Below are 13,270 nucleotides of genomic sequence, written 5' to 3' on the forward strand. Positions count from 1 at the left end.
CTGGACTGTCTAGTTCAGAGCCAGCATGTTTGAATTGAAGTTGTATTTTGGGCTCAGCCGACTGGAGAATTGAAATGGCATCTATCTGCGTGTTTTGCGGATCATCAATCGGGAAACGTCCGGAATATGAAGCTGCTGCCCGCGTTTTGGGCACCGAAATTGCAAAGCGTGGCAATCGTCTCGTTTATGGCGGTGCTGAAGTTGGATTGATGGGTGTCGTTGCAAATGCAGCGCTGGAAGCTGGCGGTGAAGTCGTTGGCGTTTTGCCAGAAGCACTTGCAGCAAAAGAACTGGCACACAGATCCCTGACGGATCTCCACATTGTCGGCTCTATGCACGAGCGTAAAGCGATGATGGCTGATCTGTCTGATGCGTTTGTGGCACTACCAGGCGGCATCGGCACCATGGAAGAGCTCTTTGAGGTTTGGACATGGGGGCAGCTCGGCTACCACAACAAGCCATGTGGTCTATACAACGCAAACGGTTTTTACGGGCGCATGCTGGCATTTCTGGACTTCATGGAAGAAGAAGCGTTCATGAAGAAAACACACCGTGAGATGCTGTTGGTTGGTGACAATCCGACCCAGCTGCTGGATCAGATTGAAAACTATCAGGCCCCGATCGGCCATAAGTGGATCACGCGCGCTGAAACTTGACGGTTTGACACTCTGCAGGACTGAATATCACTTGATTAAAGCATGATGTGCGAATGAAAATAAGCGCAACGTGCTCTAGTCCTGCAGATACCGTGGAAGGCGTGAAGGTTCGTTTGTCAGGTAAAGCGCAGCCAGCAAAAAGACGAAGCCAACGGCCTGCCCAATACCTAAAGATTCAGCAAAAACCCAATACCCTGTCATGATTGCCAGTCCGAACTCAATGAAACCGGTGGTATAGGCTGTCTTCCTGCCAGACTTGTCAGAACTTCCATAGGCAAGCAAAAGCTGCGGTAACAATCCTGCAATCAGTGCCAGCCCTAGAATTGGCAGGGTACTCGGCATGGAACCTTCACCGTGCCACACCTTGAGTTCGACAAGAGCAAAGGGAATTGCTGTCAAAATTGCCCCGGCAAAAATACAGGCAGCAATGGATAAAGAAGGCAGGTAACTCGGCGTTTTACGGCTAACCATCTGCAAACCGCCATAGCACAATGGCCCAATCAACCCGATTGCAACGGCGACAAAATCCACATCAGGCAAAGGTGTTGAGGCAATGATGATCAGCAGTGCGCCAAACACCAGTCCAAGCGTGAGCTTGTCACTGCTTCTCAATTTTTCGCCGCCAAGAGCTCTCAGGGTCACCAGAAGCGCAGGATAGGAGAAGAACAGACTAGCTGCCAGATAGATCGGTAGCATGCTCAGAGCATAAAAATAGCTCCATGCCCCAAGACCCATAATCATTCCGAACAGCACATAATGTCGGCTGCTTGGGCCGGATTTAAGCGCTTGTGGCAGGTACGGAGCAAGCAACACGGCTGGCAGAATGTAACGCAAGAGAACTGCGGCACCAGGTGAAATGCCGGCCTCAAAACCAATCTTTGCAAAATACGGGATGCTTCCGAAGCAGACGGCGCCCAAACCCAATGCAATCAGGCTCACAAGCTTGTGGCCTTTGCCTCCACTTTTAAATCCATGAAACATGAAGTCTAAGTAACGCCGATTGCTTCTACTCTGAAATAGGTTCTGGCCTCAAAGCCGCCACAAATATGAAACCTGCACGGACTAAGAGCAAGTTTATTCGCTGAGCCAGCTGAGTTTGAGCTCAGATGGCCACAGAAAATAGGCCTGTAATGAGGTTTATGCCAATTCGGGTCAGGTGCACTCAAGGTTCAACCCAGTGCAGGAAGCCCGCTCAGGTCTTTCAAAACAGCAGATGGCGCCAGGTCTGTATATTCATCTGGCATCTGAGAGCGATTGATCCAGACCGTCCGCATACCGTACTTTGTTGCACCTGCGATATCCCAGCGGTTGCTGGACTGGAATGAAATCGCTTCCGGATACATACGGAAATGAGTAGTCACAAGATCATAAACATCTGGATGCGGCTTGTAGGTTTGCACCGGATCAACCGAGAAGACCTCGTCAAAGGAATCCGTGATACCAGCGTTTTTAAGAGCGCCATCCATCATTTTCATAGGAGCGTTTGACAGGATCGCAAGCTTGGAACCGCGTTCGCGCAGATCTTTCAGCAGCTGAGGAACTTCCGGATAGCAATCTAATTCCCAATAGGCGGCCAACAGCTCATCGCGTGCGCTCTTGTTTGCTTCTGGTACAAGCGCAAATGCAGTGTCCAGAGCCTGAACTGTCAGCTCCCAGAAATCTACATACTGCCCCATAAGAGAACGAACCCAGGAGTATTCCAGCTGCTTCTCACGCCAGATGGATGAGAGCTTTTTGCCTTCAGGACCCACAGCACCCATGTGTTTTCTGGCGGCAGCATGCACGTCAAAAAGAGTTCCATAGGCATCAAAAACATAAACTGAGTGGCTCATCTCTGCTCTCCGGCTTTGCACCAAGCGTCAAGATTGGCAAATTCCAATACCTCTAAGAAAGCGATGTCATGCGTGTTCGTCAAGGCATGGTAAATACGTGCCCCCTATGCTTTGGACGCAAAAATTTAACAATTGTTCCATGAAAACAACATTTCACTCCAAAATTGCTCGTACACGCACAAAACACGGCCAGAATCTTTAGCCAGCTCTCACGAAGGTTGCGGCAATCTCAAAAGTCCTCAAAACATGATTGCGTTAAAACTGTGCAAAAGAACAAAGAAGAGGCGTCAAGCCTGAAAACTACACGCAAGTCACAAGCCGCAATCTAATTGCGTTTTCTCACTATTTATTCGCGTGCAGTGACATTTAGTTGCGCTTCAGAGCTAAAATAGCTGCGGGATATAACTTTGAGCACGTTTGTGTTGGGCGTGATGACCGCACCTTGGTGCTTTGTCTTCTTTGTCGAGAGTATGGTTGACCCCATTTGAATTCTCAGGTCGACTGACAATAGATAATTGGGCGGGGCCTTTCAGGCTCATAAGCCGACTTTTGAGGAGAGATTAATTATGGCCGAAATGTCGAAGACTCGGACATGGGTTGAAGGCAAATGGTACGAGGGCAATCCGCCACTGATCGGTCCGCGTACGCATTCTTTTTGGTTGGGTTCGAACGTATTTGATGGTGCCCGTGGATTTGAAGGCGTTATGCCTGACCTTGACTTGCATTGTGAACGTCTAAACCGGTCTGCCGTAAACCTTGGTATGAAACCAACCATGCGCTTTGAAGAGATGGTTGAACTCGCGACAGAAGGTATGACCAAGTTTGAAGCGGACGAAGCAGTTTACATCCGTCCGATGTACTGGGCTGAACACGATGGTCCTGGCATCATTGACGGTGATCCGGAATCTACTCGTTTCTGCATGTGCCTGTTTGAAGCTCCAATGCCGCCCAAAGGTGCTTCCAACAGCCTGACATTGTCTCCATTCCGCCGACCAACAATGGAATCCATGCCAGTGAATGCGAAAGCTGGCTGCTTGTACCCAAACAATGCGCGGGCATCGCGTGAAGCAAAGTCCCGTGGCTTTGACAATGCGATCATGCTGGATGCTCTGGGCAATGTTGCAGAGCTGACCTCAGCCAACATCTTCATGGTCAAGGATGGTGAGGTGCTCACCCCTTACTGGAACGGCACCTTCCTGAATGGCATCACCCGCCAGCGCATTATCAAACTGCTCAGCAGCGCTGGCTATAATGTGCATGAAACAACGCTGACCTTTAAGGACTTCCTTGAGGCAGATGAGATCTTCTCAACCGGCAACTATGGCAAGGTGGTTCCAGTCCACAAACTGGAAGATCGTACAATGGACCATGGTCCTGTTGCTGCAAAAGCAAGAGAACTCTATTGGGAGTTTGCACACGCTAAAGTGCCTGCATAACCCCATAGGGATTGTTTGTTTTAAAGGGAGGCTGTCGCCTCCCTTTTTTATGCCGGTGTGAAACGCTTGATCGTGAGCAAAGCAGCAAGAATGAGAGCACCTGCAGCCACAAGCGAGGCAAGCAAAAAGTCGCCGTTCAGCTCATAGAGATAACCGGCAAAGCTCGGGCCAAACATCTGGCCTAAACCGAAGGCAGCGGTCATCAGGCCGACAATTTGGCGAGGGTTAGAACTTGCAAGACGACGCGCCTCAACAAGTCCGATCGATGTAATACCAACAAATGTGCCACCCAATAGGATCGCAGCCGCGGAAAGCCCGGCGATAGTCGGTGTCAGAACACTCAAAGCCACGCCAATGGCTTCAAGTGTGCATGCGACTGCAATTGCACGGCCATACCCGATACGAACTGCCAGCTTCTCCCAAAAGAAAACGGAAGGGATGATCGCAAGTCCAACCAGCAGCCAGCCAAGGGATTTCATTGGAGCCAGTTCAGGCGTCGAACTAGCCAATGCGCCGAGGAATGTGGCGGTGATGACATAGCCAAAACCGAAGCAACCGTAAGCAAAGATCAACCGCCACGCGCTCAGGTTCAGTGGCTTGGTCGTGGTCTTCGTTTGGGTGGCGTGAGAAGCTGCTTGAGGAGCAAGCTCTTTTCTTGGGGGTAGAAGAAACGGCACGCACAACGAAAGCAACAGGCTGAGCGCACCGCTTGCGATCCAAAGTTGTGATGAACTTTCTAAGCTTGTGCCGAGCCATTCAATCATAAGGGACGAACCTGCAATGCCGATGCCAACACCAGTGAAATGGATCGGAAAGAGATGAAGGCTACGGGTCTCTGCCAGCCGCTGCATGACTATATTTGCGACCAAAACAAATGCATAAGCGCTTGCCAGCCCAGCTAGAAAGCGAATGACAACAAACCAGTAGACGCCAAGACTAAACGCCATGAAAAAAGTGACTACAGTGCTCGTGATCAACGCGATCATGAAGATACGATAGGGACCGCCGGGCAGGGGAGCGCGAGCTGCCAGCAGTGCTCCGAGCAGATAACCAAGATAATTAGAGGAGGCGACAAATCCTGCGTTGACTTCATTCAAAGTTCCGTCCTGCAACATGAACGGCAGAACCGGAGTATAGACAAATCTTCCGATACCCATGACTGCAGCCATAGCAAGGCAGCCACCCACCGCAGAAAGGACTGCAAACTGGTCTTTTTCGGTCGTAGTGGATGTTTTCATGAGTTTTTCGGAGGCATCTGACACAAATTGATTCCTTACAAGCCGCAGAATACAGCCAATAATGTGACCTCACAGCTCCTGTAATTTCCAACTTAGAAGTTCTACTTACAAAAAAACAAGAAAAATATTTGCAAATTATGCTCTTCACCCGTTGCTCATACGGAAAAACATCACTATTTTGCACCATGAGTTGCAGCGCTGCTCGGTTGTAAAACTGAAAAGTACTGCGCCCAAAATTTCCTTTCCCATGGAGGTATACCATGTCTTTTGCTCTTGAAGACCTGCCATACGCATACGACGCTCTGGCCCCTTATATGTCTGCTGAAACTCTCGAGTTCCACCATGACAAGCACCATATGGCTTATGTAACCAATGGCAACAAGCTGCTCGAAGGTTCTGGTCTTGAAGGCAAAAGCCTTGAAGAGATCGTCAAGGAAAGCTACGGCACAAATGCAGGCCTGTTCAACAACGCTGGTCAGCACCTTAACCACCTGCACTTCTGGAAATGGATGAAACCAAATGGCGGCGGTTCTTCTCTGCCGGGCGTTCTGGCTAAGAAGTTTGACGAAGACCTCGGTGGTTTCGACAAGTTCCGCGCTGACTTCATCAACGCTGGTGTAACCCAGTTTGGTTCCGGTTGGGCATGGCTGGCTGTTAAAGACGGCAAGCTCGTAGTGATGAAAACACCTAACGGTGAAAACCCAATCGTACACGGCGCAACCCCAATTCTTGGCTGCGACGTATGGGAACATTCCTACTACATCGACTACCGCAACGCGCGTCCTAAGTACCTGGAAGCGTTCGTTGATAACCTGATCAACTGGGAATACGTGGAAGAGCTGTACTCTGCAGCTGTTTAATCCCAAAGACAGATTATAATCAAGGCGGCCTCGTGCCGCCTTTTTTGTCTCGATGGCTTTGATTTTTTAAATTGTCACTATTGACAGTTAATTATTTGAAGCCTATCTCTACTCGTGTCCGATGAGTGAAAGCACATACCCATGCCGCGTCCTAGTGTTCAATCCGCCAGACTAAATGAAATTGTTGAAGCTGCTGCGAAATGCGTTGCTCAATATGGTTTGGAAGGCGTGACGCTGGAACGCATTGCTGAAGAAACCGGACTGAAACGACCGCTTATCAGGCACCATGCCGGTAATCGGGAAGAGATAATAAACGCTGTTGTAACCCATGTTCTGTCAGGCTTTGGTGAGTTGACGACAATGTTCGCAAACGCATTGCCAGCAAAACGTGGTTCCTACACTGCCGTTGATCATCTGTTTGATGATCACGGCCACTCTGATCCAGCTGAGATGATGGTGTTCCAATCCATTGTTGCAGCAGCAGACAGGTTTCCTGCTGAGGCAGAAGCTCTTCTGAAATGGGTTGGTGATTTTACAGCAGTTGTCGTCGAGGCAATTAAACGAGACTTTCCTGAAGTGGAGAGTGAAGCCGCCGAAACCGTTGCCCATGGCATCGTGGCACTCTACTTCAACGTTGATTCCTTGGCTCCCCTCAAGCCGCCACACGCGTGGAGGCGTTATGCAAAAAATGCAGCATTGCTGCTGCTGAGGTCCTTGGAAGATAATGCAGGTACTCAAAGAGCTCCTTAGAAAGATAATCAGCTACGGCAAGTGGCGAACCATTTTTGCTCTGATCCTGATTGCTGCCTCGCTTTACTACGGCTGGCAGTGGGTCTGGGGTGCGCTTTTCCTCCTCTGGACAGTTAGAGCGTGGCGGAGTCAATCCGTCTATGTTGTCGAAACTCTCACTCGCGGTGATAACCCCTTCCTGTTCTGGATCACAATCATCCTGTGGGCGACGCTTTCGCTCTATCTCATCCTCGCAGATCTAATAATGAAGCTAGGAGGCGTTCCCTATGTCTACTCATAGCAACGGTATGCCCGTTCTCCCCAAAGAGGCCTACACCTCACAAGAATGGTTTGATCGAGAGCAGGCCGAAATCTTCTCCAAAACCTGGTCACTCGCAGGCTTTCAGGAAGATATCACTGAACCTGGCCAGTACATTTCCGTTCAGGCTGGTTTGAACAATATCTTTATCGTAGTGGGTCGTGATCATCGCTTGCGTGCGTTTCACAACATCTGCCGCCACAGAGGCACCCAGCTTTTGCGAGCTGAAGGCAAGACGCAAAAGGCGATCACATGCCCTTATCATGATTGGACATATGATCTTGAAGGCAACCTGATTTCTGTCCCGGAACAAGAAAAAGAGTTTCCCGGGATAGATTTGTCCTGCAATGGTTTGAAAAAGGCATCTGTCGATATCTGGCGCGGAATGCTCTGGGTGCACCCTAATGAAAACGCTCCATCCATCATCAATTGGTTTGGAGAGGTAGAGCCATATCTTGCGCCATATGATCCAGCTGGACTAATTGAGACGGAAGAGGGCTACTCAAAGCACGAAATCAAGGCCAATTGGAAGATTATCGTCGAGAACTACATCGACGGGTATCATCTGTCACACCTGCATTCTCATACGCTCAACATGTATGACCACTCAAAGATTGAGTGCGAGTTCATCGGCCCGCACTTCGCCTTCTGGGAGCCTCTTGCAGACTTCTATGCAGCTGAAGTGGAAAAGGTCACACCAATGCCACTCATTCCGGGCATCCCGAAAGACAAGATGGGAGCCTGGGTGCCAATGTTGTTTCCGGGGATTGGATTGGGTGAATCTGAGAATTCATGGTCCACCTTCCATATAACGCCAATCGCCCCGGACAGATCCGTAGTTGAGATACGGACCCGTGTGGCGAATGAATCCACTTGGGCCTTCACAAAAGCGGCCATGGCATCAGCCTCCTTCTGGGATAAACATTTAGGTGCCAAATACAACGAAGACCCCAAAGTAGATCCGATGTCGTCTGGTGACTTTATGCAGGAAGATATTTACGCCTGCGAACAGCAGCAGAAGTCCCTGCAGAGTCCCTTCTTTGAACACGGCCCATCCTCCAAACACGGTGAAAAGCCCGTTCGCGATCATCAGCGTGTCGTGGCTGAATGGGTGGAGCGCAAACCGTGAGAAATATTGTTTATTCGCTAAGGGTTTCAGAGGTTATCACTGAAACAAAGCACGTGAAAACCATCCGATTTGACGTCCCTGCAGAGCTGAAGGAGGAGTTTTTCTGGAAGCCAGGACAACACATCACGATTGAGCTGGATGTAAACGGCGAGAGAGTGCGTCGTCCCTTCACGATTTCAGCGACCCCCAGTCACGGCAACGCACTACAGATCACGGTCAAATCCAATCCAGATGGCATCGTCTCCAAGTTCCTCTGTACAAAGGTGAAGGCAGGTCAGCAGCTAAATGTGATGCCACCCTTCGGAGGTTTCACGCTTGAGCCTTTAAAAGACCGGCAAAGAACGCTCTACTTCTTTGCCGGTGGCAGCGGAATTACGCCGGCTGTCGCAATGATTGAAGCTGCATTGCAAAGAGAACCACGTTCAAAACTGTTCTTGCTCTATGCGAACCGGACAGCTGATGACATCATCTTTAAGGAACAATTGGAGCTGTTGGCAGAGCGCTTCCCGTCTCAACTGGAAATCAGGCATATTCTATCCAAACCATCCTTGTGGTCTATGTTCTCACCATGGAAATCTGGCCGGATAACCAAAGATGTGGCCTTGGAGTATTTGTCTGAATGCCGCCCGGTTGCTCAGAATACGCAATACTTTATTTGCGGTCCCGGTACCATGAACGCAGATGTGCGCGAGGCTCTTCGAAACTGCGATGTTCCAACAGATCGTATCCATGCGGAGAGTTTTGGCGGGAACCTTGATACGCCCAAAGACGTGGCCAGCGTGTCAGCTCTGCTGAAGCTCGACTACTACGGCGAGGCCATTGAGCTGGAAGTTGCAAAAGGGCAGTCGATTATGAATGCTGTCCGGGCAGCGGGCTTGGAGCCACCTTATTCCTGCCAGTCAGGAATCTGCGGAGCATGCCGGGCGCAGATCAAGAGCGGTGCGGTGAACATGAAGGCCAGAATGGCTTTGGAAGACTCTGAAGTCGCCAAAGGGGCAATTCTGACCTGCCAATCCTATGCAAAAACCGCAGAACTATCGATCAGCTTTAAGTAGTTCAAGATCCGAACAGTTTGGCGAAGAAGCCTTTTTCATATCCAAGCTGGCAACGGGATGTGATGATCTGGTCTAAGACCCCGTTCATCAGATAGAGGAATGCTTCGCACTCGCTCTGAGTTGTGAAGCAAGCCTCGGTTGAGACGTTATAGGGCTGATTATCGCTCAAGACGCGCCCGCCAACATTTGCTTGCCAGATATTGGACGCGCCATGTTCAGCAGTCGCAATGGAACAATCATACTGAGTGCCTTTCACACGCGGCATGATTGGCCCTGTACGAGGTATCAGTTGCCGTTCCAGGTAATTGGTGCTTGGTGGTTGACTGCAGCTGACTAGAAACAGAGACGCCGCTGCAAAGCAGGCGAGTGGGGCAATTGTCTTCATTTAATCAACGCTTTCGGGCCTTATCGGCCTCTTCTGTCAAAAGTGTATTTTAAAACCAGCCAAAAAGTCCTTTGTAATACCCGTGCTGGCAACTGGCACTACGGGTAAGCTCTAAGTACCCACGCATGAAGTTCAGATAAGCCTGACACTTCTTCATTGTCCGAAAACAGGCAACGCTGGAGATATTGCGGCTGGGATCGCTGAAATACCCAGTTACAAACGCCTGATAAACATTCTCCGCCCCATCCTCTTTCACCCTGATCCGACAATCATACTGCGACCCATAAATCCGCGGCGCCGACCGCAAGTCATTCGGGATCAGATGATTGAACGGATAAAGCTTATTGTTGACCTGAGCGACTGTAGACGCAGGAAGCATAAGGATAAGAAGCAAGATAACCAGAATGGCACGCACAGGATGTTCCAGACTTTTTTGTTGTTTATGTCTTTAACATTGAGCGCCAAGAGGAGTTAAAGCTCCTCATTCGACCAAATAATCTTAGTCCTATGTTGGTTCCAGTATTCTTAACGGAGTTTTTGAACTGAGAATAAGGTTAAGGCAAACTTGCAGCTATATTAATTAAAAAAGGCGCCCGTTTGAGGCGCCTTTTTACATTACTTAGTGAAGTTAGATTAGGCCTTGCCGGTCTGCTTTAAGGCAAAGGCATAGACCAAGGCGACCTCTTTCAGGCGATCGAAACGACCAGATGCGCCACCGTGGCCGGCATCCATGTTGGTGCGTAGCATCACCAGACTATCATTGGCCTTCTTCTCACGCAGTGTTGCAACCCATTTGGCAGGCTCCCAATAGGTAACGCGCGGATCAGTCAGGCCGCCAAGTGCGAAGATCGCTGGATAGTCTTTCGCTTCCACATTGTCGATGGGAGAATAGGAGGCGATATATCCATATGCGCTCTTATCGCGGATCGGATCACCCCATTCCGGCCATTCAATCGGTGTCAGCGGCAACGTGTCGTCGAGCATGGTGGTTAGCACGTCCACAAATGGCACTTCAGCAATCATTGCAGCAAAAGCCTCAGGTGCCATGTTTGCACATGCACCCATCAGCATGCCACCGGCAGAGCCACCGTGCGCAACGATCCTGTCGTGAGCGGTGAAGCCTTCGCTAGCCAGAAACTTCGAGGCTGCGATGAAGTCATAAAAGGTGTTCTTCTTGAATTCACGACGCCCGTTCTTGTACCAGGCATAGCCTTTGTCTTTGCCACCACGAATGTGCGCAATCGCATAAACAAATCCGCGATCAACAAGCGACAGGGCATTGGTGGAGAAGCTGGCAGGAATTGAAAGGCCATAGGACCCATAACCGTAAAGCAGGCAAGGAGCACTTCCATCCAGAACTGTCGAGCGTTTATAGAGCAGAGAAACCGGAACCAGTGTGCCATCATGTGAAGGAGCCATCAGGCGGCGCGTAATGTACTCAGAAGCATCGTGACCAGATGGCACTTCCTGCCGCTTGCGCAGCACTCTATCGCGCGTAGCAAGGTCATAGTCATATACCTCGCTTGGTGTTGTCATGGAAGAATACGTGAACCGGATGGTTGTGGTGTTATATTCAAACCCTGCGGCTATACCGAGGCTATAGGCTTCTTCATCAAATTCAATGCTGTGTGAAATACCATCGATGAAACGATGGACGACAATGCGCGGCAAGCCATCAACGCGCTCAAGCCACACCATATAATCCTTGTAAACATCGTGCGATAGGATCAGACGGCCAGGCTTATGAGCAATCAGATCAACCCAGTGTGACTTACCCGGAAGAGCAAGCTGAGCGACGAGCGGTACGCTGACAATCTTGAAATCTTCAGCCTCACCAGCGTTGGTTAAGATCAGTAGGCGGTCACCATTGTCTTCAACGGAATACTCCACGCCAGTCTCACGCTTGGCAACCAACGTAGGGGCTGCCAAAGGTTCATCTGCAGGAATAAGCCAAACCTCGGTGGTTTCATGGTCGCCTGAACCAATACAAATGAAGCGTCCGGATTGTGTTCTGCCAAGCCCAACAAAGAAGCTTGTATCTTGCTCTTCATAAACAAGAACATCTTCAGACGGTGCTGTACCGAGCTTGTGGCGGAAGAGCTTGGAAGGGCGATGGTTTGCGTCTACCTGAACATAAAACAGATACTGACCGTCCGTAGACCAAACACCGCCTGCACCAGTGTCTGGTATGGTGTCTTCCAGATCCTGTCCTGTCGTCGTGTCGCGCACTTTCAGTGTGTAGTACTCGGAGCCTTTGTCGTCGTAGGCCCAGGCCAGATACCTATGATCATCGCTGTGAGATGCACCGCCAAATTTGAAGTATGCTTTGCCATCAGCTTCAAGGTCTCCATCGACAAGAACTATGGGGTCGCTTCCATCACGCTTGCTGCGCACAAATTTGGGATGTTGGCCACCTTCAACAAACTTCATCGCATAGGCGTACTCACCATCAGGAGAAGGAACTGAACTGTCGTCTTCTTTGATACGACCCTTAAGCTCTGCAAAAAGTGCTTTTTGCAGCTCTTCAGTGTCTTCCATCTCGTTTTCGGTATAAGCATTTTCTGCTTCAAGATAGGCACGGATTTCAGGATCAAGCAGAGTGGGGTCTCGCATTACCTCCTGCCAATTGTCTGCGCGCAGCCAGGCATAAGGCTCGTTGCGAGTAAAACCATGATGGCTGGTTTCATGAGTGCGCATCTGCGCGCGTGGTGGAGCTGACTTTTTCATTATACCTGACTGAGTTTACGCTTATGATTTTGAAATCTGAATTCTATTCTTCAGCATTTTAATCGGGAACGGGCATAAAGCCAGTTCCCGATTAAAACTTATCCCTGAGAAGATATGCGCTGAATCGAAGGTATAAATTTGAACCTGAAGCTTTTTACACCGATAATTTTCATGCTCATATGTCTTTCGAAGAGAGCAGATAATATTATTTCAATGTAATTAGAGTTGTTCTTCCACAGCTTCAAAACGTCGCTCTTTTGCCTCGCGATAACACCTATCTTGGATTTGATCAAAACTACGTGTCAGGTGTGAATGTCATCGAAGTACCATTCATGCAGTAGCGAAGTCCTGTTGGTGGTGGACCGTCAGGGAAAACGTGTCCGAGATGTCCTCCACAACTTGCACAGCAAATCTCTGTGCGCACCATGCCAAGCGTAGCGTCTTTATGTTCTGTCACAGCATTGGGAGAGACCGCCTCAAAGAAACTTGGCCAGCCGCAACCTGCATCAAATTTTGTGTCTGATTTGAATAGCTTAGAGCCACATGCTGTGCAGCTGTAGGTGCCTGTTTCAAAGGTATTCCAATAAGGGCTTGTAAAGGCTCGTTCGGTACCTTTTTCTCTAAGGATACGATATTGCTCAGGGGTCAGTTGTTCCCGCCATTCCGACTCGGTCATGTCCTTAGGTGATTTTTTGTTAAACATGATAGAAATCCTTATTCACCGGGCTCAATGGTAGGGCCATGTTAAGTTTACCAAGACATAAACAAACAGCCAATGCCTATAAGGCAAGTTACAATTAGGTGAGGTTAAAGTTTATTGGATCCTGACAAAACTAGAATGTGATGAACTTGCCCTGCATGGGTGGGCAGATTATGTCTTTGGAGTGGTCGGGGGAGCGTGTTT

14 protein-coding genes are annotated in these 13,270 nt (G+C 49.5%); 7 read left to right on the top strand and 7 right to left on the bottom strand.

The window, feature by feature from the left end; translation table 11 throughout:
• Positions 1-74 precede the first annotated feature (74 nt).
• On the top strand, positions 75-656 hold the full coding sequence (locus PsW64_RS10895; RefSeq protein WP_063288149.1) for an LOG family protein: 582 nt from the start codon (positions 75-77) through the stop codon (positions 654-656).
• A 75-nt stretch (positions 657-731) separates the two neighbouring features.
• Here PsW64_RS10895 and PsW64_RS10900 read toward each other — a convergent pair whose 3' ends face one another.
• Together PsW64_RS10900 and PsW64_RS10905 are read right to left on the bottom strand one after the other, a co-directional pair.
• Positions 732-1,637: a DMT family transporter gene (locus tag PsW64_RS10900; protein WP_063303612.1), complete on the bottom strand. Its 906-nt coding sequence runs from the start codon at positions 1,635-1,637 to the stop codon at positions 732-734.
• 188 nt (positions 1,638-1,825) lie between these two features.
• The gene (locus PsW64_RS10905) at positions 1,826-2,488 is read right to left on the bottom strand and encodes a haloacid dehalogenase type II (RefSeq protein ID WP_063303613.1); all 663 of its coding nucleotides are present in this window, start codon (positions 2,486-2,488) and stop codon (positions 1,826-1,828) included.
• Positions 2,489-3,054: 566 nt separating this feature from the next.
• On the opposite strand from PsW64_RS10905, the gene PsW64_RS10910 reads away from it, so the two are divergent.
• On the top strand, positions 3,055-3,924 hold the full coding sequence (locus PsW64_RS10910; protein WP_057465858.1) for a branched-chain amino acid aminotransferase: 870 nt from the start codon (positions 3,055-3,057) through the stop codon (positions 3,922-3,924).
• Between the two features lie 47 nt (positions 3,925-3,971).
• On the opposite strand, the gene PsW64_RS10915 is transcribed toward PsW64_RS10910, so the two are convergent.
• Positions 3,972-5,162, bottom strand: a complete 1,191-nt coding sequence (locus PsW64_RS10915) for a YbfB/YjiJ family MFS transporter (RefSeq protein ID WP_208980728.1) — start codon at positions 5,160-5,162, stop codon at positions 3,972-3,974.
• A gap of 260 nt (positions 5,163-5,422) precedes the next feature.
• Here PsW64_RS10915 and PsW64_RS10920 point away from each other — a divergent pair, with 260 nt between their 5' ends.
• The 5 genes from PsW64_RS10920 to PsW64_RS10940 all read left to right on the top strand — a co-directional run bounded on the left by PsW64_RS10920 (position 5,423) and on the right by PsW64_RS10940 (position 9,254).
• On the top strand, positions 5,423-6,022 hold the full coding sequence (locus PsW64_RS10920) for a superoxide dismutase (protein ID WP_057465860.1): 600 nt from the start codon (positions 5,423-5,425) through the stop codon (positions 6,020-6,022).
• Between the two features lie 141 nt (positions 6,023-6,163).
• The gene (locus tag PsW64_RS10925; RefSeq protein ID WP_063288153.1) at positions 6,164-6,772 is read left to right on the top strand and encodes a TetR/AcrR family transcriptional regulator; all 609 of its coding nucleotides are present in this window, start codon (positions 6,164-6,166) and stop codon (positions 6,770-6,772) included.
• Entirely contained in the window at positions 6,747-7,052 is a 306-nt protein-coding gene (locus tag PsW64_RS10930; RefSeq protein WP_063296262.1) for a hypothetical protein, read from the top strand. The genes PsW64_RS10925 and PsW64_RS10930 overlap by 26 nt, the downstream gene beginning before the upstream one ends.
• Entirely contained in the window at positions 7,039-8,199 is a 1,161-nt protein-coding gene (locus tag PsW64_RS10935) for an aromatic ring-hydroxylating oxygenase subunit alpha (protein WP_082831083.1), read from the top strand. Before PsW64_RS10930 ends, PsW64_RS10935 begins: the two co-directional genes overlap by 14 nt.
• Positions 8,196-9,254, top strand: coding sequence for a ferredoxin--NADP reductase (locus tag PsW64_RS10940; RefSeq protein ID WP_063303817.1), 1,059 nt, complete (start codon positions 8,196-8,198; stop codon positions 9,252-9,254). Before PsW64_RS10935 ends, PsW64_RS10940 begins: the two co-directional genes overlap by 4 nt.
• A gap of 1 nt (position 9,255) precedes the next feature.
• Here the strand turns inward: PsW64_RS10940 and PsW64_RS10945 are convergent, their stop codons facing one another.
• From PsW64_RS10945 to msrB, 4 genes are all read right to left on the bottom strand, one after another.
• Positions 9,256-9,639, bottom strand: coding sequence for a hypothetical protein (locus tag PsW64_RS10945; protein WP_057465863.1), 384 nt, complete (start codon positions 9,637-9,639; stop codon positions 9,256-9,258).
• Positions 9,640-9,688: 49 nt separating this feature from the next.
• Complete coding sequence (locus PsW64_RS27890) at positions 9,689-10,054, bottom strand: hypothetical protein (RefSeq protein ID WP_208980729.1); 366 nt, start codon at positions 10,052-10,054, stop codon at positions 9,689-9,691.
• Between the two features lie 218 nt (positions 10,055-10,272).
• Positions 10,273-12,366, bottom strand: a complete 2,094-nt coding sequence (locus PsW64_RS10955; protein ID WP_063303615.1) for a S9 family peptidase — start codon at positions 12,364-12,366, stop codon at positions 10,273-10,275.
• Positions 12,367-12,661: 295 nt separating this feature from the next.
• Positions 12,662-13,069, bottom strand: a complete 408-nt coding sequence (gene msrB, locus PsW64_RS10965; RefSeq protein ID WP_063303616.1) for a peptide-methionine (R)-S-oxide reductase MsrB — start codon at positions 13,067-13,069, stop codon at positions 12,662-12,664.
• Positions 13,070-13,270 lie beyond the last annotated feature (201 nt).

The organism is Pseudovibrio sp. W64 (assembly GCF_001623145.1).
GTDB lineage: Bacteria > Pseudomonadota > Alphaproteobacteria > Rhizobiales > Stappiaceae > Pseudovibrio.

Coding starts and splice junctions, on each gene's coding strand:
- PsW64_RS10895 (WP_063288149.1), top strand. CDS start 75: ATGGCATCTATCTGCGTGTTTTGCGGATCATCAATCGGGAAACGTCCG.
- PsW64_RS10900 (WP_063303612.1), bottom strand. CDS start 1,637: ATGTTTCATGGATTTAAAAGTGGAGGCAAAGGCCACAAGCTTGTGAGC.
- PsW64_RS10905 (WP_063303613.1), bottom strand. CDS start 2,488: ATGAGCCACTCAGTTTATGTTTTTGATGCCTATGGAACTCTTTTTGAC.
- PsW64_RS10910 (WP_057465858.1), top strand. CDS start 3,055: ATGGCCGAAATGTCGAAGACTCGGACATGGGTTGAAGGCAAATGGTAC.
- PsW64_RS10915 (WP_208980728.1), bottom strand. CDS start 5,162: ATGAAAACATCCACTACGACCGAAAAAGACCAGTTTGCAGTCCTTTCT.
- PsW64_RS10920 (WP_057465860.1), top strand. CDS start 5,423: ATGTCTTTTGCTCTTGAAGACCTGCCATACGCATACGACGCTCTGGCC.
- PsW64_RS10925 (WP_063288153.1), top strand. CDS start 6,164: ATGCCGCGTCCTAGTGTTCAATCCGCCAGACTAAATGAAATTGTTGAA.
- PsW64_RS10930 (WP_063296262.1), top strand. CDS start 6,747: ATGCAGGTACTCAAAGAGCTCCTTAGAAAGATAATCAGCTACGGCAAG.
- PsW64_RS10935 (WP_082831083.1), top strand. CDS start 7,039: ATGTCTACTCATAGCAACGGTATGCCCGTTCTCCCCAAAGAGGCCTAC.
- PsW64_RS10945 (WP_057465863.1), bottom strand. CDS start 9,639: ATGAAGACAATTGCCCCACTCGCCTGCTTTGCAGCGGCGTCTCTGTTT.
- PsW64_RS10955 (WP_063303615.1), bottom strand. CDS start 12,366: ATGAAAAAGTCAGCTCCACCACGCGCGCAGATGCGCACTCATGAAACC.
- msrB (WP_063303616.1), bottom strand. CDS start 13,069: ATGTTTAACAAAAAATCACCTAAGGACATGACCGAGTCGGAATGGCGG.